The organism is Vibrio mytili, assembly GCF_049563345.1.
In the GTDB taxonomy this organism is placed as follows: Bacteria; Pseudomonadota; Gammaproteobacteria; order Enterobacterales; family Vibrionaceae; genus Vibrio; species Vibrio mytili.
In genome coordinates, this window is the sequence record NZ_CP110482.1 from 764,957 (window position 1) to 787,976 (window position 23,020).

The 23,020-nt window shown below is 44.7% G+C and carries 16 protein-coding genes and 1 tRNA gene; 9 read left to right on the forward strand and 8 right to left on the reverse strand.

Translation table 11 applies throughout. The annotated features are described in order from the left end of the window. Positions 1 to 3: 3 nt before the first annotated feature. Positions 4 to 2,247, reverse strand: a complete 2,244-nt coding sequence (locus ONE56_RS17075; protein ID WP_423840547.1) for a hypothetical protein — start codon at positions 2,245 to 2,247, stop codon at positions 4 to 6. Between the two features lie 337 nt (positions 2,248 to 2,584). Here ONE56_RS17075 and ONE56_RS17080 point away from each other — a divergent pair, with 337 nt between their 5' ends. Beyond that, positions 2,585 to 3,316 carry an AzlC family ABC transporter permease gene (locus tag ONE56_RS17080; RefSeq protein ID WP_041153856.1) on the forward strand — a complete coding sequence of 244 codons (732 nt, stop codon included), beginning with the start codon at positions 2,585 to 2,587 and terminating at the stop codon, positions 3,314 to 3,316. Continuing rightward, positions 3,313 to 3,621, forward strand: coding sequence for an AzlD family protein (locus ONE56_RS17085; protein WP_331439357.1), 309 nt, complete (start codon positions 3,313 to 3,315; stop codon positions 3,619 to 3,621). Before ONE56_RS17080 ends, ONE56_RS17085 begins: the two co-directional genes overlap by 4 nt. Before the next feature lie 73 nt (positions 3,622 to 3,694). On the opposite strand, the gene dld is transcribed toward ONE56_RS17085, so the two are convergent. From dld to ONE56_RS17105, 4 genes are all read right to left on the reverse strand, one after another. Next, positions 3,695 to 5,401, reverse strand: a complete 1,707-nt coding sequence (gene dld / locus ONE56_RS17090) for a D-lactate dehydrogenase (RefSeq protein WP_423840548.1) — start codon at positions 5,399 to 5,401, stop codon at positions 3,695 to 3,697. Positions 5,402 to 5,645: 244 nt separating this feature from the next. After that, positions 5,646 to 5,719 (reverse strand) — tRNA-Cys (locus ONE56_RS17095). A gap of 237 nt (positions 5,720 to 5,956) precedes the next feature. Next, positions 5,957 to 7,402, reverse strand: coding sequence for an ATPase RavA stimulator ViaA (gene viaA, locus ONE56_RS17100; RefSeq protein WP_423840549.1), 1,446 nt, complete (start codon positions 7,400 to 7,402; stop codon positions 5,957 to 5,959). A gap of 9 nt (positions 7,403 to 7,411) precedes the next feature. Then, positions 7,412 to 9,076, reverse strand: a complete 1,665-nt coding sequence (locus ONE56_RS17105) for an ATPase RavA domain-containing protein (protein ID WP_331439360.1) — start codon at positions 9,074 to 9,076, stop codon at positions 7,412 to 7,414. A gap of 272 nt (positions 9,077 to 9,348) precedes the next feature. On the opposite strand from ONE56_RS17105, the gene ONE56_RS17110 reads away from it, so the two are divergent. Further along, the gene (locus ONE56_RS17110; RefSeq protein ID WP_423840550.1) at positions 9,349 to 9,864 is read left to right on the forward strand and encodes an NUDIX hydrolase; all 516 of its coding nucleotides are present in this window, start codon (positions 9,349 to 9,351) and stop codon (positions 9,862 to 9,864) included. 39 nt (positions 9,865 to 9,903) lie between these two features. After that, positions 9,904 to 10,908 carry a low-specificity L-threonine aldolase gene (ltaE, locus tag ONE56_RS17115; RefSeq protein WP_041153863.1) on the forward strand — a complete coding sequence of 335 codons (1,005 nt, stop codon included), beginning with the start codon at positions 9,904 to 9,906 and terminating at the stop codon, positions 10,906 to 10,908. 50 nt (positions 10,909 to 10,958) lie between these two features. Here ltaE and ONE56_RS17120 read toward each other — a convergent pair whose 3' ends face one another. After that, positions 10,959 to 11,477, reverse strand: coding sequence for a lipocalin family protein (locus tag ONE56_RS17120; protein WP_041153864.1), 519 nt, complete (start codon positions 11,475 to 11,477; stop codon positions 10,959 to 10,961). A gap of 240 nt (positions 11,478 to 11,717) precedes the next feature. Here ONE56_RS17120 and ONE56_RS17125 point away from each other — a divergent pair, with 240 nt between their 5' ends. The 4 genes from ONE56_RS17125 to glgC all read left to right on the forward strand — a co-directional run bounded on the left by ONE56_RS17125 (position 11,718) and on the right by glgC (position 17,239). Beyond that, the gene (locus ONE56_RS17125) at positions 11,718 to 12,098 is read left to right on the forward strand and encodes a cystatin domain-containing protein (RefSeq protein ID WP_041154096.1); all 381 of its coding nucleotides are present in this window, start codon (positions 11,718 to 11,720) and stop codon (positions 12,096 to 12,098) included. 285 nt (positions 12,099 to 12,383) lie between these two features. Then, the gene (locus tag ONE56_RS17130) at positions 12,384 to 13,688 is read left to right on the forward strand and encodes an inosine/guanosine kinase (RefSeq protein ID WP_423840551.1); all 1,305 of its coding nucleotides are present in this window, start codon (positions 12,384 to 12,386) and stop codon (positions 13,686 to 13,688) included. 234 nt (positions 13,689 to 13,922) lie between these two features. Next, entirely contained in the window at positions 13,923 to 15,671 is a 1,749-nt protein-coding gene (locus tag ONE56_RS17135; protein WP_423840552.1) for a formate--tetrahydrofolate ligase, read from the forward strand. Positions 15,672 to 16,024: 353 nt separating this feature from the next. Beyond that, positions 16,025 to 17,239, forward strand: coding sequence for a glucose-1-phosphate adenylyltransferase (gene glgC / locus ONE56_RS17140; protein ID WP_423840553.1), 1,215 nt, complete (start codon positions 16,025 to 16,027; stop codon positions 17,237 to 17,239). A 97-nt stretch (positions 17,240 to 17,336) separates the two neighbouring features. Here the strand turns inward: glgC and ONE56_RS17145 are convergent, their stop codons facing one another. Continuing rightward, positions 17,337 to 20,507 (reverse strand): chitinase C-terminal domain-containing protein, encoded by a 3,171-nt coding sequence (locus ONE56_RS17145; protein ID WP_423840554.1) that lies wholly within the window; start codon positions 20,505 to 20,507, stop codon positions 17,337 to 17,339. 277 nt (positions 20,508 to 20,784) lie between these two features. Further along, positions 20,785 to 21,663 (reverse strand): AraC family transcriptional regulator, encoded by an 879-nt coding sequence (locus ONE56_RS17150; protein ID WP_041153868.1) that lies wholly within the window; start codon positions 21,661 to 21,663, stop codon positions 20,785 to 20,787. Between the two features lie 205 nt (positions 21,664 to 21,868). On the opposite strand from ONE56_RS17150, the gene ONE56_RS17155 reads away from it, so the two are divergent. Beyond that, complete coding sequence (locus tag ONE56_RS17155; RefSeq protein ID WP_423840555.1) at positions 21,869 to 23,017, forward strand: iron-containing alcohol dehydrogenase; 1,149 nt, start codon at positions 21,869 to 21,871, stop codon at positions 23,015 to 23,017. The last annotated feature ends 3 nt before the right edge of the window (positions 23,018 to 23,020 follow it).

The window sequence follows — 23,020 nt, forward strand, 5'->3', positions numbered from 1 at the left end:
TACTTAGAATAGTGTTTCAAAGTCACCGTTGGTGTAACGAACGACAACCGCAGTGTCGGTATCGTCAATGTTCGCTACAACGCTGCCATTAACCTTGATTTGGCCAGAAAACTCACCTTGCTCATTTTCTGTCAGCTCTGCGCTAGCAGTACTGTTACTCAGAACAACAACAGGTGCTTCGTCCGATTCTGTATCGATCGTACTGTCGATGTTCAGTTGGTCTTCGTTATAAACTACATGACCATCTAGTACGACTGTGTTTACGCTAGGACGAGTAACTTGAAGGCTAACCTCGCCTTGCTGAGGGTTTTCAGGGTTGAGTTCAGTATTTACTTCTAACAGTACAGAGCCACGGATGAACTTAGACTCGGTTTCTTCTTCAGTTAAGCCTTCGTCTTCAGATTGAGTATTGTTTGAAGTCCCCCACGCCGAATCTGAAAAATCATCGCTATAGCTCCAAACTTCATCTACGTCGTTGAACGCGATGAAACCATCTGGGTTGTCAACACGAATATCAACCAAAGCTCCAACAGTTTGTTGGTTGTACTCAATCTCACCGCTTAGAGTAAATATAAGGTTCTCGAAGGTTGCGTTTTCATCAAACTGGTAAGTGTTGCTGTTCTCATACACATCACCTTCTTGCGTTTCGACGAAGCTGTCTGATTCTTCAAAATTGTATACCAATCCGTTTACGGTTGCAGTCACAGAACCAGACAATGATACAGGATTGCTTTGCGCGTCCTGACCAGCAATCTCTAGATTTGTTAGTACGAAGCTTAGTTGATCAGCAGAAGAAGAACCGGTTTCTAACTCGTCCTCATTACCATCTTGATATGAGCCAGAGTATTGGTTTTCTTCTTTGAAGTTATCAACAATCACTTGGCCAGATTCAGCACTTAGCGTCGCTGCGCCATTTTTAACCATCAGCTCAGTGATTTCTAGGTTGATATTAGCGTTCGAACTGAAGCTATCTTCACATACATAGGCATTTTCAGTTTCTGTACATGGTTCTTCTGATTCCGTTTCATCGATCTCAATTGAACCAACAACCGTCAACTTTACGCTTTCAGTATTGATCACATAAGTCTTAGTTGCTTCGTTTACAGTAACGTTATAGTCGCCTTGCTCATCGAAAACTTCGCTGTTGATATGGTAAGCAATGGAAGAAAATGCTGTTGCCAGCAGATCAAATGCGCCATTCACATCTTCTTCAAGAAGGGCTGGAATAGGCTCTAGACTTTCTTCCAAATTTGCGAAACTGACACGTAAGTCACCGTCTTCCGCTGTTGCTGAGTCGTATACGGTACGCACTTGCTTAACTAAGTTTTTCCCTGCCGTAATATCATCGGTGGCTTCAGGTTCTGAAACGGTCGGCTTTTCAGTTTTCTCTACTTCGATCTCTTGCTCAACAGAAGTCAGTAGAGCTTCATCTTCAGCATTCTTACCAACCTCATCAATAACATCCGTCGCTTTGCTTAAAATAGCCGTACGCAAGGTATCGTCATAATCGGTTGTATTGGCTTGATTCGACCATAAGTTTTCAACGGGTTGACCAGCGTCTGCGATGGCAGCAGATAACGTGGCAGCTTTAATAGAAGCTAAGTCACCATTTTCAACCGCAGCTTTCACTGCTTCAGCATCGGTTAAGTCCACAGCACCAATTTCAGACAGTTTCTGTGGGTCTACGCCAAGGACTTCGGCAACGTATTGCTTACCGGCATTGACACTTTCAATGGAAATTTCGCTACCTGCACCGATTTCAATCGCACGTTTTGCCGCTGCATCAGTAAGGTTGGTCATGTGTGAAGTCAAAGAACTAGATGTAGGAGCAACGAGTGAAATCAGCTTGAAATCATCGGCCACATTGAACCAATCGCCAAACGCCACATCACCTGTTGCACAGCCAGCATAATCACATTTCATGCGAGTTTGCAGCTCTGGGTTATTCTGCAAAACAAACAACAATGCTTTGTTTTGAGGGAGATCAGAAACAGAGTAAGCCCCTGTGTCGTCGGTCACTGCGGTGGCGATCAGCTCATCATCCGGACAGGATTTCCCTGCCACATTAGCAGCTGTTGCCAAACACACAGTTACTAAACCGTTTTCAACAATACCTTTATTCACAACACCTGAAACAGATGATTGTGCACTTTCGTTAGTGCTAGAAGACGAACCACTGCTGTCGCTTCCACAGCCAGCCAAAAGCCCTGTAGCCATGATCGCCACAGCGAGTACTGATTTTTTCATGAATAAACAATCCTATTGTAATTTTTCTAGTCATTTAGAGTGATGAAATTATCTTTTTTTAAACCAATTTATCATCGACGCCGAATATATATTAGCTACAAATCATTATCAATATGAATAATTCAAACATGATTAGTCGATTAAATATGGTTAAATTACACTCATGTTTTTAGACCTATGATCACAATACTTGCCAATTTTAGAGGAGAACTCATTTTAAAGTTTTTGCTATTCACAGAAGCAATATTTGAAAGAAAACGTGATTAATGTTAGAGATATAGTTCTCAAAATTATAACAATTGCTTAATATTAGCGTTTCACGTCTGCTAGGTGCTCCATGACAGAAAATCAAAAACACCTCCACTACCCTTCGAGTGGATTGCACGAATTCACCCATACGGATGTTTGGAATGGATTTACACAACTTGTCCCCCTTTCCTTTTTCGTTGTGATATTCGGTCTCGCTTTTGGCGTGGCTGCAGCACAAACAGGTTTAGATGCCTTTCCTACATTGCTGATGAGTGGCCTTGTCTTTGCTGGCGCGTCCCAGTTCGCAACGTTAGACATGTGGGGTGAACAGGTTCCTTTAGTCCCAGTATTAATCACGGTTTTCGCGATCAATGCTCGCCATCTTTTAATGGGCGCGACCCTCTACCCATGGTTAAGACAATTGCCACCCTTTAAACGTTACGGTGTCATGCTAGTGGCGTCAGACGCGAACTGGGCGATGGCGATGAATGCCTTTAGTAAAAAAGAACCCGGAATGGGCTTGTTGGTTGGAGGTGGGCTGGCGCTCTGGGGCTTCTGGATGATAGGGACGTGGATAGGCATATATTTCGGAAGCGCGATCAATGATCCTGTAAGCCTTGGTCTCGATATGGTTATGGGCTGTTTTCTACTCTCTATGGCAATTGCGGGTCCTACCAACTTAAGAGTATTCGCTATTTGGTTAATTGCGGCGGCATCGTCAATGCTGGCTTATTGGTATTTACCTGAAAATAGCCATGTGGTGGTTGGTGCCCTCACTGGCGGAATATTTGGTGCGTGTTGGAAGGAGAAAAGCGAATGAGTATTGAAACCAGTTTTATCGGCACGCTCATCATTATATTGGCAATGGCGGTGGTCACATTAATGACCCGTTGGGGTGGTGTATTTGTCATGTCACTGATACCGATCAGTGAACGAGTTCAGCGATTTATAACGGCCATGTCTGGATCGGTATTAATCGCGTTGTTAGCGCCCCTCGCAGTAGAAGGCGATAGTGGCGCGAGAGCGGCGCTTTTGTCCACCGCCGTCGTCATGTTTATCATTAAAAAGCCACTACCCGCCATCGCTGCGGGGATTGTTGCTGCGGCTTTAGTACGAGCAATATAAATTAAGCCCAAACTATTTGGGCTTAATTTACGAAATCATATAAGTTCAAATCATGCGAGCAGACTCGCAACCGTTAGGCGCAGCAATTACAGTTACGTTTGTATTTGTCCATTTTACCAATACCTGGGTTAAACGTATTGGTCGGGTCCAGCTCATGATAGAACGTTTGTAGCGAATTCTCTGCTTCGTATAAGTGCCCCACATTGTGTTCTGCGGGGTACTTTGCTCCTCGACTGTTCAAGTGCTCAAGCATGAGTCTTTTCATTAACTTGGTATCTGTGCCTTTTTTAAACACATAATCCTGATGGAACACATAGCACATAAAGTGACCATAATAGAGCGACTCCACAAGATTCTTGCTCACTTCTTCGGGTAAGCTTTCAATCCACTCTTCATCATTCCGACGCAAAGCAATATCCAAAGCAACAATATCTTCTACTTCGTTTCTATGAATCGTTTCATAGCGAATCGCTGCACCCGCTGCCGCAAAGCGGTGTAAAAAGGCTTTTTTACCTTCATCCGGAGTACACTCGAAAAAATCGCAATCACTTTCAATCGCCCACTCTTCCCGCAGGTATTTCCTCGCTTCATCAATACCACCATCACTCATTTTTAGAATAAGGTGATGCTCATACTTATTTCGAAACTCCAACATTCGCTCAGGCAGATGCTGAGGGAATAATTTGCTGGCATAGTATAAGATAGTATCCGGAAGGAATTTACTGACGAACGGCACACGTTCTAAGAAATTCTCCACCTTGGCCTTCATTGCAAACATTTTCGGTAGGCGGTCGGTTCCCAACTTATCAATGGATAGAAAGACATCTTTGCCGTACTTTTCTGCCATGTTAAAGATATCTCGATGCAGATACTCTCCCATTTCAGGCAAGTTTTCGAACTTGGATAGGATGTCTTGTCTGAGCTTGGTTAATTTGGCTGGATTATTAGTGCCGAGGTAAAAGACCTGCTCTTTTTCCGGGACCGGGTAGCTATCGACACGAACCGCAAAGACACCTAACTTACCCGCGCAACCACTCGCTTCAAACAGTCGACGTTCATCAGCATTAAAACGAGAAGGAATATCAGAAGTCACATCACGGACACGTTGGTCGTACTCTTTATCAGATGCCATGCGATCATCATGAATGATTTTCTCAGCGTCAAAATTACCGTCTTGTAAGTTTTGTAAAATCTCTTCTGGCGTTTCGCCTAATCCATCAATCCCTAAATGATTCACTAAGTGTAGATTGCCTTGCTTATCCACTTGGGCGTAAATCGCAAGCTCAGTATAAGCTGGCCCACGTTTAACAAGCGCCCCACCCGAGTTGTTTGCAATGCCTCCAACCACAGTTGCGCCGAGAGAAGAAGAACCGATAATAGAGTGCGGTGCGCGGTTTACGGTTTTGAGCGCTTTTTCGAGCGAGTGCAAGCTGGCTCCGGGTAGACAGACTGCTTGTTTACCACCATCGATTAAGTGAATACGTTTTATCTTAGTGATATTGATAACCACAACATCACGATCATAATCGTTACCGCTTGGCGCTGATCCTTCTGTAAGTCCCGTTTTTGCTGCTTGCATAATAATAATGCAATTAGCCTCAACACACTGTTTAATAACGTTCCACTGTTCCAACAAAGTATTAGGGAATATAACTGCGAGCGCGGTACCACTTCCTGAGCGAAAACCAGAGCGGTAATATTTCGTTTTCACTTGTTCGGTGAGGACGTTTTCTTCTCCAACGACGGCTTTAAATTGTTCTATCAACTGCTTTTGTTTCATTTCCCGTTCTCTATTTTTATAAGACCTCTTTCGGCAAAGATTGATAAACCGTAGCGGGTCACTGTGTTAACGAGCGAAACAATAGCAAAACTATTTTTTAACAGCTGTGCGCGATCACGTGTTATTAAAAAGAGGCGGATACGATATGCGGTTTATGTGTGGTGTGTTGGCCGCGGTACGACGTTTGGAAATCAGGGAACAAGCGTAAAATAGAATAGCGTTGAAAATATCGATGAATAGAGAATGGAGGCGCCTCCCGGAATCGAACCGAGGTCCACGGATTTGCAATCCGCTGCATAGCCACTCTGCCAAGGCGCCTGATTTGAAAACGCAACACGGTATGTTGCGTTGCCGTGTACTTTACGGATTCCCAAAACATAGTCAAACAAAAACCTATCAATTACGGTTTGTTTGCTTCGTTTTACGTCAATCCGATGAAAGTTCAATCGAGTTGCTTAATTATTGTTTTCCGGAATTGTTGCGTTATGCGGTTATAGTGTTAGGTAATGAGTGCTTTACACAATAAAACCAGCGTTCACATTTTTAGCGTGCAAGCTAAGCGCGTTTTAACAAGCGACCAACCACATTAGGATGATAAGACCAGGTGTGATCAAACATCGCCATCAACGCGGGGTTACCGTACTTAGACAAACTAATCGCATGGAATCGATTTTTCTTCGCTTTTAGAGCGTCGACTTTCGCCAGCAATTCATCTTGTTGCTTCGGTGCAATGAAATCGGAAATCACCACCATGTCGGCATTTTTGTATTTATCACCACTCATCAAGTCGATCGCTTTATTCAGAGTTGGTTCTAAATCCGTACCGCCATGAAAGCTGTACGTTAAGAAGTCCGCCGCTTCACGCAATCCATCCTGCTTAGTCAACTCATACGTAATGTGTTCCGTAGAAAAGATGATCACATAGCAATCTCGTTGCTCTGCTAGAGCGATTTGCATCAGTGCATACGCCATGGCTTTCGCACATTGTTCAGGGAAGCCGCTCATTGAACCAGACGCATCGACACAAACAATAAACGGTCCTTTCTCAATATCAACCGCTTTATGATCAGGACGATGCGCTTTTACCTTACGCAAGGTGCGTGATTTGCCCTGAGTGCGGTAATTCATCAAACGCTTATCAACCAGGTGCTTGTAGAACACCACTTCCAACTCAGGATAAGCTAAAAACATGGTTTCATTCGGAAGCAGCTTGTTTAGGTCGTCACTTTCGTGGATGCCCACAATGTCATCGGTCGCTTCATCGCTTTTTTCCTCGACCATCTGCAGCTCTTCCATCGGTGCGCGGTTGAGGTCTGGATCGTTGACTTGCCCTGCCATTCGACCCAGCTTTTCAGCGATTTCTTGAAGTCCTTTGTGTTTTTTCAAAAACTCGGCATGACGTTTCATTACGGTTAGATCCGTTTTGCTGAGCTTGGCAGATGCCATATCCCATAAACGTCCTACACTCTCCGCATCTCCGGACTCAGTGACCTTGTCCATATTACGCATGGTTTCCATACGTTGATAAAGATCATTCAACACTTTCTCTTTATTGACTTCGAGCTCACTCAACTGCGCCTGTTTAATTGCATCAGCAAGGCTTTGGTACCATTGGTCGCAGAAATAATGCGGGAACATTGGGTTATTTACCCCTTTGTTCTTCTCCATCATCCGACGCGCTTGCATGTAAAACGCAGAGTGCCACTCTAATTGCTTAATGATGCCTTCGATACGTTCAAAAAACTCATCTTCATCCCAGTGAATCACCTCCTGGTACAGAGACAACTCTTGCTGGAAGCGCTCCGTTTCACACACTTTGGTGATGCGCTTTTTGACATTCCCCCGCCATTTCAGCAGATGATTTTTAACCGAGGATTTCATTCCTCTATTTTCCGCCATCATCATCACTTGAGAACGTGCCATGAGGTCGTTTACAGCGCCGTCGATGATACCCGAATCCGCGATCATCAAAGCTAAGTTGAAACCGTCTGCCCCTAACATATGGTCTCCTTATGAGAAAAACTCTGGTAAGTTTTTGAAGCGCTGTATGATTTTTTCGCTTTCACGTTGTATCGACTCAAGTTGCTGGCTGACCTGCTGTAAACTCGATTCCATCATTCGTGGTAACTCGGGATCGACAAAGCTGTGCGGCAATGCATCATGGAAGTTCGCTTTGACCTTGCGCATATGGTGTTCGGCTTCACGCAGTTGGCTAACCGCTTTTTCGCTCAACGTCAGCCATTTCTGATACTGTTCGATATCTAAGCCTTGCTGAGTCACTAAGCCCACTAAAATACCTCGGTTGGCGATATCACGAATCACTAAGTTGTTCGCAGCATCGACATCCAGCCTCAAACGGCACATATTGGTGTTCTGATTGACGTAGCCGTATACATCACCATTGCCGTCTTTAATCACACGGTCTAGTTCATCCTTAGGTAGATAAACCCATCGGCTATCGCCTTTTTCAGATTCAGACACTGACATATTGCTTTGCAATATAACGAGCTTAACCAAATTAACCGCTGCGCCCACTTTGTACGTTTTCGCTTTAGATGTATCAAAACGCATGGTTTCTTTACGCAGAATACCGGTCGAAGTTTCCGAGGTAAGAGACATGCGGTAGGCATCTTCAAGTTCATGTTGAACGTCGACGAGCGTCTCACGGCAATAATCGATTTCCTGCTCTGCGTCTTGCTGATCAAAAGCGTGCTTTAACGCAAACTCCTGTACCACACTACGCACGACATCACGGGATTCAGGACTGTTCCACAAACAATCTTGTAACAGAAGTAAATCAAGCGGGTTAATTTCGTCACGACCATTAAAGAATGCACTTGCTTTTAGCAATTTTACCGCTTTTTTCCAACGACGATCCGACACATACATGTCAGTTTGAGCCACATCGCCAAACTCCGCTTCCACCTTCTGCTCTAACATGGTTTTGAGTTGGAAAAGCTTTTCGAACGCATTGTCTGTAAGCGTCAATTTATCCAATTGTTGCTGCCACTGATGATACTCTTCATCAGTGATTGCTAGGCCTTCTGGCACTTGCGCTTCTTGCGCGGTACCAACAGTCAGCATAGATTTGAAATTCTGTTTATTTTGAATACGATTGACGAACACTCGCACAAGCATACGGTCATAAAGTGCGTCTAATCCACTATCTTCATCTGGCAGTTCATTCGAGGCTGAAACCAGCAGACGCATCGGCACACGCTCGATGTCACTGCCGTTTTTGAATGTTTTTTCGTTCACCACGGTTAGCAGCGTGTTCAAGATAGCGGGACCCGCTTTCCAAATTTCATCTAGGAAGACGACTTGTGCCGTCGGTAAGTAGCCTTTGGTCAAACGAACATAACGACCATTATCTTTTAGCTCTTGAATGCTCAACGGACCAAAAACTTCCTCTGGCGTTGAAAAGCGAGTCATTAAATATTCGAAGTAGCTACTATTATCAAAAGCTTGTATAAGGCGTTTGGCAATTAAGCTTTTGGCGATCCCCGGAGGACCAAGAAGGAAAACACTTTCACCAGCAAGTGCAGCTAAAAGACAGAGTTTTATCGTATGTTCACGTTCATAGACCCCATCAGTCAACGCTTTAGCTAGCTTATTGATACGCTCTGAAAGAAGCGCTTTCTCAGCGTTTGACGTAGTAATGGAAGGTTGAATCATACGTGCTCCGACTGCTGGACTAATGCGTTGTATTTAGCGTAGTAATTAGCTTTATACATATGTTGCCACTTTGTTACAAGTGTATTTTATTCTAGCTCCCCTTATAGCAGACGCACGGCGTTCTCTTTTGTCAGTAATCATAGTTTTCATTTATGGGACTCCAATCACGAACAACGCAAACGTTTGTTCTCTTTTAGGTCAGTTTTTTCTTTTTTTTCTGCGTATTTATCGTTACTGTTCGAGCTAGCCTTACTAGCTAGGATTCACATTCCATGAGTAAAACAATTCATAAATGGAAGCAGATTTCTTTGGTTGAAGAAGCTATCGCCCTTCCAACAGGTCAAACGATTACTCACACCACAATCCATCATCCGGGAGCTGCGGTGATTTTACCTATCACAGACAAAGGCGATATCGTACTGGTTCATCAGTTTCGGCCATCTTTAAAAAAGTGGCTATTAGAACTGCCGGCTGGTACACGTGAACCTGAAGAAGACCCGCTGTCTTGTGCCAAAAGAGAACTCGAAGAAGAAACCGGATTCAGCGCAGAAAAATACACATCATTAGGTCAAGTTACCCCTCTTGCTGGTTTTTGCGATGAAATACAATATTTATTTGTAGCGGAACATTTAACCGCAACTCATCGTTACGAACCTGACGACGATGAGGTCATCGAAGTAGTGACACTGTCACCTAAAGAGATTGACCAACGAATCATTGAGGGTTTGATAACCGATGCCAAAACGATTGCTTGCCTTTGCAAAGCACGCCTTTGTGGCTATCTATGATTTACGACTAAGCTATAATTTACGACCAAGGAGATAAAGATGGACTTTCGCTCGGATACCGTCACCCAACCCACGCAATCAATGCGAGAAGCTATGTTTACGGCTCCCGTCGGTGACGACGTTTACGGTGATGATCCCACGGTGAATGAACTAGAACTGTTTGCCGCTGAACTTGCTGGTTTTGAAGCAGCACTTTTCACTACATCCGGCACCCAGGCGAACCTGTTAGGATTGATGGCTCACTGTGGTCGCGGCGACGAATACTTGTGTGGTCAACAAGCACATAATTATCGCTATGAAGCCGGTGGCGCAGCGGTTCTCGGTTCAATCCAACCACAACCTGTTGAAAACAATCCTGATGGCTCCCTGCCTTTTGATAAGCTCGAAGCGGCGATCAAACCTGATGACAGCCATTTTGCTCGCACTCGTTTACTCAGTTTAGAAAACACGATTAATGGCAAAGTGCTTCCACTGTCATATTTGTCGGAAGCAAGACAGTTTGTAGATAAACATAACCTTCAGCTACATCTCGACGGTGCTCGCGTATTTAACGCAGCAGTTGCATTAGGTGTGCCTGTTAAAGCAATCGGTCAATATTTTGATTCTATGACCATTTGTCTTTCTAAAGGTCTTGCCGCGCCTGTTGGATCGCTGCTGTTAGGTAGCCACGACTACATCGCTAAAGCGCGACGTCTGCGAAAAATGGTTGGTGGTGGCATGCGTCAAGCAGGTATTTTAGCCGCAGCGGGTAAACTGGCATTGACGGAGCAGGTTGATCAACTGAAGCAAGATCATGTCAACGCGAAAAACTTAGCTCAAGGATTGTCTGAATTGCCTGGCTTCTCTGTTAATCCTGATTTCGTTCAAACCAATATCGTGTTTGCTAAGATAGAGCCGCACATAGATATCAACCGTATTGCTGAGGAGCTAGCAAAACAGAATATAGTTATCACGCCAGGGAACCCTGTACGCTTTGTTACCCACAAAGACATCTCTAGCCAAGATATCGACCTGTTCCTATCTAGTTTGAAAGCCCTACTGTAGGACATACGTTCGCTTCCCCATCACGGGGAAGCGGTATTTTCTAGACACCCTTACTGCTGCTCAACCATGATCAGCCCATCAACATCGAAACCGTTTTGTTTCGCCACACGTTTAAAACGCTCTACCAAAGCGTCATCTACCGTCGGTGTTCTTGAAAGTAGCCAAAGGTATTCGTGGTTATATCCAGAAACAAATGCATAGTCATACTCATCTCCGAGTTCGAAGATAATATAGGACGAGTAAAACGGACCAAAAAACGACACTTTAAGGTGCCCTGTATTTTCATCTTCAACGAAATACGCTTTGCCTTTCGCTTGATTCCACTCCCCCTTTTGAGCAGAGTACCCACGGTTTATCACATCGATACCGCCATCTGAGCGAACCTTATATTCCGCAGAAACTTGCGATAATCCAGCCTCAAATGAGTGGTCTAATCTAGCAATTTCATACCATTTACCGAGATAGGGATTAAGGTCAAAATTATTGACTGGTTCTATTCCATCAGGTTTAGATGTGCAGCCGAACAGCGCAAACAATACAACGGTTAACAATATCTTTAGTTTTTTCATGCAGCTCTTTACCATATGCAACACAATTAAATGGGTTATTTTACGATTCACTGTGAATTTCGATCACTAAAGGTAGTGCTATTGAAATTCCTCCACCAATGAATGTAGGTTAAAACCTACACACTTGTACATCGATTCCTTCAATTTAACTGTTTATATATCAAAAGTTTGCATGATATAGACATTTCTTTTCACGCGACACGGATATAATATGTGTCGAAATCAAGTGAGGTCGTTGTTATGAATTTAAAATTAGTGTCAGCTTGCGCCGTGTTAACTTTGGTTATGGGTTGTCAACCACAAGACAAAAGTGACACGGTAAATGTCATTACCTCGACAGATATATGTGACTCACAAGATAAGATGCTAGGTGGGTGGGAAAGGTTCGACGCGACTCCAGATGTACAAAAAGCGATGGCGTTTGTTCTGACAAAAATGGACACACCGGCAACGTTCAAGCAGATTACTGACGTTCACGCGCAAATCGTTAGTGGCGTCAATTACGCGATAGAGTATGAACTGGATGATGCCTCGGTGTGGAATACCATTGTTTACCGAAATCTGGAAGGTCAATACGCGTTAGCACAATCCCCACGAAAAGGACGTTTCTGCAAGCAGTAATATCAACATAAACAGCAGCTCAAAGAATCCGATAAGTGCAGAACGTTTATTGAATTGACTGACGGTATAGGTAAGTACACTGCCACGGACGTTTAATTACATAGAACTATGCCAATATGTTACAAGTGGCACCATCAACGTCTTATAGACCCCAAACACTGTTTGGCACCGAGGGTAAGAACAGTACAAATATTACCAACCTCATAAATTTACCTGCAACTTGAAAATATATTACATATTTTTGTGATACAATCCCGGCCTATTTTTTCTCACTCACATACAAGTATGAAGTTTCCTGGTCAGCGCAAATCAAAACACTACTTCCCGACCCATGCTCGAGATCCGTTAGTCAACCAAATTCGACAAGCACCAAAGCTCTATCGTCCAACGATCGTTGGTGTTGGTCAAACCATCGTGGATATTGAAGCGCGTGTCGATGATGCGTTTTTAGAAAGATACGACTTAAGTAAGGGACATTCACTTGTCCTTGAAGAAAGCAAAGCAGACGCTCTCTACGAAGAATTAGTTGAACAAGGATTGATTACACATCAATATCCGGGTGACACGATAGGCAATACACTTCATAACTATTCTGTCCTTGCTGATAGTAAGTCCGTACTGCTGGGAGTGATGTCAAAAAACATTCAAGTCGGTTCATTTGCATACCGTTATCTATGCCGTACCTCTTCACGTATGAACCTTAACCATCTACAAACCGTCGATGGTCCTATTGGACGTTGCTATACACTGATAACTCAAGATGGCGAACGCACTTTCGCTATCAATGAAGGTCATATGAACCAGCTTCTTCCTGAAAGTATCCCAGAAGAAGTCTTTGATAAGGCGTCTGCACTTGTGGTCTCTTCTTATCTAATGCGTGGAAAAAAAGACGACCCGATGCCGCAAGCGGTGCAAAAAGCCATTGAATTTGCTAAGCAGCATGATGTTCCAGTCGTCCTAACGCTTGGGACAAAATATGTGATCGAGGGTAATGAAGCTTGGTGGCAAGATTATATCCGTGAGCACGTATCGGTCGTCGCGATGAATGAAGAAGAAGGGGCTGCGCTTACTGGCGAAACCGATCCGTTGAAAGCCGCGAATGCCGCACTGGAATGGGTTGATCTCGTCCTGTGTACAGCGGGTCCTAACGGTCTTTATATGGCCGGATATGCCGATGATAAAGTGAAGCGCGAAACAAGCCATGAAACACTTGAAGGGTCTATCGATAACTTCAATAAATACGAATTCAGCCGCGCTATGCGCAAAAGCGACTGCGAGAATCCAATAAAAGTGTATTCACACATCGGTCCATATTTAGGTGGCCCTCTTAAGATCAAGAACACCAATGGTGCGGGTGATGCGGCTCTATCAGCACTTCTTCATGATATGGCGGCGAACTCATTCCACCAAAAAGAAGTACCAAACTCTGAAAAACATGCCGTTCGTTGTCTTACTTATTCATCACTATCGCAGATTTGTAAGTATGCAAACCGTGTCAGCTACGAAGTCTTAACCCAGCACTCTCCCCGCTTGTCACGCGCATTGCCAGAACGTGAAGACAGCTTAGAAGAAACCTACTGGGATAGGTAAAACACCCACTCTGAACACAATGCATACATAAGGCCACCATCGGGTGGCCTTTCGTTTTGATCTAGAGCACTAATTAGTTTTATTAGTTAGAATGAAGCACGATCATTGGCGAATAATTCTTTACACTAACGCCTCAGCCAGTATTATTCTCGCGCAAACGGTTGCGCAACTCTAGAGTCTGATTTGATTATTTGACACTAAACGGCACGTGTTAGTCATTTTTTGGGAGTATCCATGCAGTCTGATATTGAAATTTGTCGAAACACCCAGTTATCTTCCATTGAACGTATCGCCAAGCAAGCGGGTTTACTGCCTGATGAATATGATACTCATGGTAAACATAAAGCTAAAGTTAACCCCAAGTGCCTTCAACGACTTCGTGATAATAAAGATGGCAAATTGGTGCTCGTCACTGCGATCACCCCAACTCCGCTTGGTGAAGGCAAAACGGTAACGACCATTGGATTAGCTCAGGGACTGGCGAAACTCAACCAACAAGTCATGGCATGTATTAGGCAACCCTCAATGGGACCTGTTTTCGGTATCAAAGGAGGCGCTGCAGGCGGTGGCTATTCACAAGTCGCACCAATGGAAGAGCTTAACCTACATTTGACTGGTGATATTCATGCCGTCACAGCAGCGCATAACTTAGCATCAGCCGCACTGGACGCCCGTTTATACCACGAGCAACGCGAAGGATATGACGTATTCGAAGCTCGCACTGGCCTTAAAGCTTTGAAGATTGATACCAACCGTATTACGTGGAAAAGAGTCATGGATCATAATGATCGAGCGTTACGCTTGGTCAAAATCGGGCTCAATGAGCCTGGTAAAACCATAAACGGTTACGAGCGAAATGAAGGGTTTGACATCTCCGCAGCCTCAGAATTAATGGCGATACTAGCACTCGCCAAAGACTTAAAAGATCTTAGACTGCGTATAGGAAAAATCGTCGTCGCTTATGACTTAGAAGGACATCCTGTTACGACAGAAGACTTGCAAGTTGCTGGTGCAATGACGGTGACCCTGAAAGAAGCCATTGCACCGACCATGATGCAAACGCTTGAAGGTGTCCCTACCCTCATTCATGCAGGTCCATTCGCCAATATCGCGCATGGTAACTCGTCAATCATCGCAGATGAGATAGCATTGAAACTGTCCAGTTACACGGTGACTGAAGCAGGTTTTGGCTCGGATATGGGGTTTGAGAAAGCGTGTAACATCAAAGCGGCCGCCTCTAAGAACGCCCCAGATTGCGTGGTTATTGTCGCTACTCTCAGAGGCTTAAAGGCCAATTCAGGCCATTATGAATTACGCCCAGGAACTCCGATTCCCGAGTCAATTTTTGAGACCGATGAGGCTGCTTTACAAGCGGGCTTTGAGAACTTGAAATGGCACATTAAAAACGTTAAAAAATATGGTATTCCCGTTGTTGTCGCACTAAATCAGTTCCCTCAAGACTGTGAAACAGAAGTGGCACAACTGAAGCAGCTTGTTCATGAGTTTGATCCACAGGTCAGCGTCGCGATTAGTACCGCTTTCTCACAAGGTGGTGAAGGCACCATTGACCTTGCCCAACTTGTGGTCAACGCATGCGAGCAGCCAACCGCTTTTAGACCGCTCTATCAATCGGATCAAACTCTCAAAGAAAAGTTAATGGCAGTATGCGAAACCGGATATGGCGCATCTCAAGTGGACATGAGCGACCTTGCTAAGCAGCAGCTCTCTCAATTTGAGCGTTTAGGTTTTAATCACCTAGCGGTATGTATTGCCAAAACGCCACTGTCCATCACTACCGACGCCACTGTTAAAGGTGCACCAACCGGCTTCTCGGTACCCATTAGGGAGTTGCGTTTATGTGCAGGCGCAGGATTCGTCTATGCTCTTTCAGGCAATGTCATGACCATGCCTGGCTTGCCGGACAAACCTGCATTTATGAACCTCGACATCGACGAAGACGGCCATATAATCGGGCTTTCGTAACGATTCAGTCTTTCAAATCGAATCATGTATGGGAGCACATACGAGCTCCCTCTATCTCCTTGATGCCACACCACTTTACATTGTAAATCACCAAATTAGAACAGACTTACCCGCACACCCCGCTATGGTGCAATGCTTAATTCAATTTTCACTAATATGGTGCAAACAATAACATTGTTACGACTAAAACCATTGATTTAAGTAAGGTAATTTCTATGGCCCGATTCTTGTACTAAAGTTGATGATAGAACATAAATACACCATAACGTGCTATTCAAAACTTTATTTTTCGTCAACCAACTCCCCTTGGTTAGTATTGTTTTTAGGCTCGTACAATAGGGAAAGAGAAAACTATGCAAGACGCACTCGCTGTAATTTTAGCTGGAGGTGTGGGCTCCAGACTTAGCCCACTCACCGATGACAGAGCCAAACCTGCGGTTCCATTTGGCGGTAAATACCGCATCATCGACTTCACGCTAACCAACTGCCTTAACTCAGGTCTCAGAAAAATCCTCGTCTTAACACAATATAAATCCCACTCACTTCAAAAACACCTAAGAGATGGTTGGTCGATATTTAATCCAGAACTGGGTGAATACATTACCGCTGTTCCTCCACAAATGCGCAAAGGTGGTGCATGGTACGAAGGTACAGCCGATGCGATTTACCACAATATGTGGTTGTTGTCCCGTAATGATGCAAAATACGTTGTGGTTCTATCTGGTGATCACATCTACCGCATGGACTACGCCGCGATGCTTGAAGAGCATAAAGAAAAAGGGGCAAAATTGACCGTAGCGTGTATGGATGTACCTGTTGAAGAAGCGTCTGCATTTGGTGTAATGGGAACGGATGAAAATGGGTTAGTGAATTCTTTTATCGAAAAGCCAGATTGCCCCCCTACTTTACCCGAAGACAAAACAAAGAGCTTAGTATCGATGGGCATCTACATCTTTGATATGGATGTGCTCCAAGAAGTACTCGCACAAGACGCCAAAATAGAAACGTCGAGCCATGACTTTGGCAAAGATATTATCCCGAGGTTAATCGACAGTGAATCGGTCTATGCTTACCAGTTTTGTGGAAGCAAAGGACGTGTAGACAAAGATTGCTACTGGCGTGATGTCGGTACGATAGATTCATTCTACGAAGCAAACATGGACTTGCTTGAACCCGTTCCCCCAATGAACCTCTACCAATCAAACTGGGCCATTCGTACCTATGAACCTCAATTCCCACCAGCCAGAACCGTTTCTTCCGCAACAGGGAACGAAGGGATCTTTATAAACTCTATCATTGCGAATGGTGTGGTTAACTCCGGTGGCTCGGTCCAACACTCAATTATTGCGTGTAATGTGCGCATACACGATAGCGCAACGGTGATGAATAGTATTCTGTTTGATGATGTTGAAGTCGGTGAAGGTTGCCAATTGGAAAATTGCATTATCGATAAACACGTACGAATTCCACCCAACACTCAAATCGGTGTCAATAAAGTGGAAGACGCAAAGCGATTCCGTATATCTGAAAAAGGCATTGTCGTTATTCCAGAAAGCTACGAGTTCTAGTTATACCCGCGTATATTCTGGCGTCGCGAGCAAATGAAAATATGAAAAAAGCGCACGATTCACATCGTGCGCTTTTGGTCTATATCTAGTTTACAAACTAAAGGTTACATACGGTTGACCAACTACCGTCGCTACCTGGCTCAGATGAAGTCCACCAGTTTGCTTTGTAAATCACACCATTATGAATGACTTGGTCACCTTGATTTGCATGACTTGGGTTACCCGCCCAGTCTGTTTGTGGGAAGTCTGGGTAAGTCACGAGTCCACTTGCGTCACAAGTACCTGGCTCTGTTGAACCACCGTCACCTGTGCCAGCCCCTGCGCTCAGTTCACCAATTGGAAGATCTGGCTGCTCAAACTTGAACGCAAACTCTTTACCACCAGAGATCACGGTGTAGTTTGCTGGACCAGAAATTGGTAGGTAGTAAACCATATCTAGTTCATAGGTACCGCCCGCTGGTAACTCTTTCCATGCCGGTAGTGAGAAAGACACACGATGCATCACGCCGTCCAAACCACCAATGTTATCTCCACGTGTATGACCCGATGAAATCACACTCAAGCCACCACCAGACTGGTCTTTTGCGTTATCCGGAGCAGATACAGGAATATCAAACTGGAATTCTGTACCGCCAGGAATTGCTTGGCCAGTATTGTTGGTAAAGGTAATTTTCGGATTAATTGGGTAGTTTTGGTCACCAACTTTAAAACCACCAACACTCACAGCGATGTCTACCGCTTCCGTTGGGATCGCACCAGTTGCAACTGTATTTCCATAAGGCGTTGCAGACTTAAATTTGTCGTAAATGGCCTTGGTCATCGTGTTACCCATGTGGTACTCACCATTACCAGCCGCACACGCTTGTTCGGTCGCATCAACCGTCGTACGGTTACCATTCTCATCTAGTACGTAACAGTTATAGTCACCAGCTAGTTCCCAGAACATGATGCCACCGATCTCTTTGTCGATAACGTAGTCCGCTTTCACTTCGATCGATGCTTTATCTTCGGTAGACAGGAAGACACTCTTCTCTGCGTTCCATAACCATGGAGCAACCGCAACATCATCGTAGTGACGAGTGTACGTACCAACAAGTTGGTCAGACGGATCATTAACCGGATCTAAGCCATACGCTTGCGCATAAGACCCCCAAATGCCTTTCTCTAGGTTCTTAGCATGCCACATTGGGTTAGAGCCTGCGCCCATTTCGTTGCCTGCTGGGTCTAGATCGTGCCACATATTGTCGATACCCATTGCACCGTGACCACAGTTATTACTCTCTCCTTCACCCGTACCAGCGGCACACTCAGACTGATTTGGAAGTGCTGCGCGTCCCCACAGACCATTTTCACCGCCTGTTACGCCTTGCCAACCACGAGTGTAATATGGAACACCAATGTTAATACGACCTGCTGGCATTGAGCCGCGGAAGTAATGATATGCCCAGTCTGTATTCAAGTAACCGATACCACCGTAAGCAGCTGTACCGTACACATTCCACTGCGCTAGCTCAGAGTCTTTACCTGTGTCGAACAATGCTGCGTTGTGACCAACGTGATCGTTCCAAGCACCGTGAAGGTCATACGACATGATATTGACATAGTCTAAGTACTTGGTGACATCAAATGTTTCCATACCACGCAGTAAGTAGCCAGATGACGGAGCAGCAATGGTAAGCATGTAGTGAATACCATCTTGAGCCGACGCTACATCAAGCTTCTCACGTAATACTTTCATTAACTCTTGGTAAGACGCCCATAAATACTGACGACGTGGTTCCATAAAGTCTGCATCGTATGGGTTACCTGCACCTGCCATTGAAGTTGGGTATTCGTAGTCAATATCCAAACCATCGAATTTATAGGTACGCATCATTTCAACAGCAGACGCTGCGAACTTTTCTATGCCAGCATGGTTAATCGAACCATCGGCATTGGTTGTCATCGTATAGAAGCCGCCATCAGCAACACGGTCGCCATTTGTATCGAAATGACCGCCAGTCTCTGCCCAACCGCCGATAGAGATTAGCGTCTTAACATCGTGTTTCTGTTTGTAAGTGGCTAGCGCACCAAAGTGACCTTTAAAGCCCAAAGCAGGATCCACGTCTACGCCCGGCCAAGTTTTACCCGTTGCAGGGTTGTTTGGATCGTTGACATCACCAACATTCACTTTACCGTCAGAACCAATGCTAACAAATGCGTAATTGATGTGCGTAAGTTGTTCCCAAGGAATATCTTTTACAAGGTAAGTGGCTTGTGGATCATCGCCACTGCGCCAACTCGTGAAGTAACCAATCACACGACGTGGATGGTCAGCCCCCATTTTCTCACGACCTTCTTCGTCGTAAACGGTACAGTAAGGGACGTCGACACTAGGTGTTTGATATAAGCCGTCAGGGCGACAGTTAGACGCAACCTCACCACCGCTTACCGTCAGTGTAACCAGTGAAGAGTCTGTCGCCGCACCTGCATCATCCGTTGCTTTTGCATATACAGCAAGAGAGCCCGCTTGAGAAGGCGTAACATCTAAAGAGTAAGGCGCGCTTGTTGCTGTTCCGGCTAAAGAACCCGCTACGTAAAAGTCCACTTTCTCGACTGTACCATCAACGTCAGCGGCGTTTGCCGTTAGCGTAACCGTACCTCCGAGTTCCACTGAAGAAGCAGAAAGCGTAACGTCGACTGTCGGAGCTTCATTACCTGGCTGAGAAGTGCCAACGGTTAAAGAGACAACACTTGCCGTACTCACTGCACCAACATCATCATAAGCAATGGTCGAGAAGACATGCTGACCTTCAGTAGCCGTCCATGATGCAGTGTAAGGAGCGGAAGTTGACTGACCAACTACAACACCATCAACGAGGAACTCAACGTTGCTAACCGTACCGTCAGAATCGGCCGCATCTGCCGCTAGCGTAACAATATCGCCCGCTGCAATGGTTGCTGATGCCGAAGGGGATGTGAGTGTTACCGTCGGCGCTTCATTTTGCGGTGGTATAACAGGATCTGTGCTATCACAAGCACCTAGATTTTCCCATTCTCCCCACTGAACAGACTGTGAAGGGTTATTATTTTGAGTCCAGTAACGCGCCTTATATGCGTTACCTTCGTGCTCAACTTGGGCGCCACCGGTGTAGACTTTCGATGAATCCCACGTTTCCAAAGGGGCGCAGTCAACAGCAGCGTAGCTGTTAAAGGCCATAAGACAAGATGCAGTCAGTGTACTTAGCGTAAAGACACTTTTTACTGCTTTCCCGTTTTTAAGGTGCATAATTGCTCTTCCTTAAGTTATTGTTAAAACAATAATAAGCACGTCTATAAGGACGTACTTACACTTTTATTTCGACGTAAAATAACTTAAGTACAAGTTGAAAATTTCACACTCCCCACTTGTTCGTTTTCAAGAGCACCTCTCAAGAATCCACTACATCGTTGCAATAAAAATCTTAATAAATGGCACCAATCGCTAATTTTATAGAGCGAATAAATAACTCCGTCGCAAATTAATAAAACTTACAAAAAAAGTAACCATTCTTGAATGTATATCACTAACCTTTTGTTGACCTTGGGGTTTGGTTAAAGTGTCGCTTGTACTCCCGACTAAACTGTGATGGGCTACTGTACCCGACCAAACGAGCGGCGTCATTCACGCGACGTCCTTCGATCTGGATCAACTCACGAGCTTTATTCAGTCTTACTTTTTTAATGTACTGCAGAGGAGATTCGAGTGTGACATTACGAAAAGCATGATGAAATGCAGAAACGCTCATATTCGCCTCTTCGGCGAGCATCTGCACATTAAGCTGTTCATGATATCCCTCGTGCACTCGCGAAAGCGCTTTTGCCACCCTTGCGTATGATCCTTCCTGACGGGCTAGTTCAAACAACACATAGCCTTCCTTGCTAACCAGCGTTCGATATACAATTTCCTCAAGAATCAAATCGCCTAACATAGCGACATCCAAGTCATTGCAGAGTGCGTTCATCAATCGTTTACAGACGTCAAGCATACCCTCGCTCATGCTTACCGATTTCAGTCCACATAAAGAATCTGAGCAGGTGTTACTAAACTTTTGCTCATCTAACTTTTGAACCAGTTTATGTAATAAAGCAGGAGCGATATCAATAGTTATCCCTAACAAGGGCTTATCTTCGTTGGCAATTGCCTCACACTCTAATGGCATTGGCACTCCAACGACAAGGTATTCTTCAGGCCCGTACTTTACTGGAGTCGTCCCGATATGGATGTTTTTATGCCCCTGCCCCAGAATGATGATCCCTGACTGATAAACAAAAGGCTGACGGTGATTTCCCTTGCTACTGCGATAAAACCATACGCCCTCGACGGCCGTTTTTTGAATACCTTCTAAATTATGCAAAGCGTGTTTTTCGACATATTGCTGCATGTGTTCGGCAAGTGAACTCATCCTATCTACTCCATAATGACCATAACGTCAGCTTCTTCGAACCATTGATATACTATACTTTCGTTTCCACTAAGATTCATAGCAAACTTTGTTAATTTTTGTAGAAATAGGCAAGTTATTTGCAGAATCACACCTACCGAAGCGACTAAACAAGTATTAATATGCATGTCAGAAATTTCCTCATAAAAGAAATAAGGGGTCTGTAATGAACTTTTCATACGTTAATCCAACCAAAATTTACTTTGGTCAAAATCAAATTTCTTCAATCAAAGAAGCCATTCCAGCTGACCAAAAAGTAATGGTGATCTACGGTGGTGGCTCGATTAAAAAGAATGGTGTCTATGACGAAGTAGCGAGCGCGTTAGAAGGCCGTGATTGGTTAGAGTTTTCTGGTGTTGAACCAAATCCAACCAAAGAAACCTTAGATAAGGCAGTTAAAATCGTAAAAGAGCAGAATGTCGATTTTATCCTTGCAGTAGGCGGCGGTTCAGTGATTGATGGTTCAAAGTATGTCGCTGCGGCCTCCAAATACGACGGTGATGGTTGGGATATAATGACAGGTAAGCATTCTGTCTCAGAAGCAACGCCATTGGCTGCTATTTTGACCCTACCAGCAACTGGTTCTGAGTCTAATATGGGCGCAGTAATCACCAAAGCAGAAACGCAGGACAAACTCCCGTTCATGTCTCCTGCCGTACAGCCAAAGTTTGCTGTTCTTGACCCTGACGTCATGAAAACACTGCCAGAACGTCAACTAATCAATGGTATTGTCGATGCATGGGTTCACGTTTGTGAGCAGTACTTGACCCTACCAACAGGAGCGATGGTACAAGACGGCTATGCAGAAACCCTGTTGAAAACGCTAAAAGCACTGGGTGATCAATTTGCTGATCGTGATAATGACATGTGGCGTGCGAACCTTATGTGGTCAGCGAACCAGGCCTTAAACGGCTTAATCGGTAGCGGTGTACCTCAAGACTGGGCTACTCATATGCTTGGCCACGAATTAACGGCGCTTTGGGGTGTTGACCATGCGCGTTCACTTGCCATCATCCAGCCGTCTCTTCTTCGTAACCAAATGCAATATAAACGCGCGAAACTGGAGCAAATGGGACGTAATGTCTTTGCTCTTGAAGCTGGAGACGACCTAGCCGAACGTACTGTGCAGGCAATTGAAGCTTTCTACCACCAATTGAATGTAGCAACCCAGCTTGAGAACTACGGTGAGGATCGTGAACAGGCAATCAATGCAGTGATCGGGCAATTAGACAAACACGGTATGAAGGTTCTGGGTGAAAACCAAGCTATCGATCTTGCGGTTAGCCGTGAAATTCTTGAGCTTGCTGTCGCCTAAACT

Excerpts from the sequence above, each read along its gene's own strand:
- ONE56_RS17075 (WP_423840547.1), bottom strand. The coding sequence starts at position 2,247 with ATGAAAAAATCAGTACTCGCTGTGGCGATCATGGCTACAGGGCTTTTG.
- ONE56_RS17080 (WP_041153856.1), top strand. The coding sequence starts at position 2,585 with ATGACAGAAAATCAAAAACACCTCCACTACCCTTCGAGTGGATTGCAC.
- ONE56_RS17085 (WP_331439357.1), top strand. The coding sequence starts at position 3,313 with ATGAGTATTGAAACCAGTTTTATCGGCACGCTCATCATTATATTGGCA.
- dld (WP_423840548.1), bottom strand. The coding sequence starts at position 5,401 with ATGAAACAAAAGCAGTTGATAGAACAATTTAAAGCCGTCGTTGGAGAA.
- viaA (WP_423840549.1), bottom strand. The coding sequence starts at position 7,402 with ATGTTAGGGGCAGACGGTTTCAACTTAGCTTTGATGATCGCGGATTCG.
- ONE56_RS17105 (WP_331439360.1), bottom strand. The coding sequence starts at position 9,076 with ATGATTCAACCTTCCATTACTACGTCAAACGCTGAGAAAGCGCTTCTT.
- ONE56_RS17110 (WP_423840550.1), top strand. The coding sequence starts at position 9,349 with ATGAGTAAAACAATTCATAAATGGAAGCAGATTTCTTTGGTTGAAGAA.
- ltaE (WP_041153863.1), top strand. The coding sequence starts at position 9,904 with ATGGACTTTCGCTCGGATACCGTCACCCAACCCACGCAATCAATGCGA.
- ONE56_RS17120 (WP_041153864.1), bottom strand. The coding sequence starts at position 11,477 with ATGAAAAAACTAAAGATATTGTTAACCGTTGTATTGTTTGCGCTGTTC.
- ONE56_RS17125 (WP_041154096.1), top strand. The coding sequence starts at position 11,718 with ATGAATTTAAAATTAGTGTCAGCTTGCGCCGTGTTAACTTTGGTTATG.
- ONE56_RS17130 (WP_423840551.1), top strand. The coding sequence starts at position 12,384 with ATGAAGTTTCCTGGTCAGCGCAAATCAAAACACTACTTCCCGACCCAT.
- ONE56_RS17135 (WP_423840552.1), top strand. The coding sequence starts at position 13,923 with ATGCAGTCTGATATTGAAATTTGTCGAAACACCCAGTTATCTTCCATT.
- glgC (WP_423840553.1), top strand. The coding sequence starts at position 16,025 with ATGCAAGACGCACTCGCTGTAATTTTAGCTGGAGGTGTGGGCTCCAGA.
- ONE56_RS17145 (WP_423840554.1), bottom strand. The coding sequence starts at position 20,507 with ATGCACCTTAAAAACGGGAAAGCAGTAAAAAGTGTCTTTACGCTAAGT.
- ONE56_RS17150 (WP_041153868.1), bottom strand. The coding sequence starts at position 21,663 with ATGAGTTCACTTGCCGAACACATGCAGCAATATGTCGAAAAACACGCT.
- ONE56_RS17155 (WP_423840555.1), top strand. The coding sequence starts at position 21,869 with ATGAACTTTTCATACGTTAATCCAACCAAAATTTACTTTGGTCAAAAT.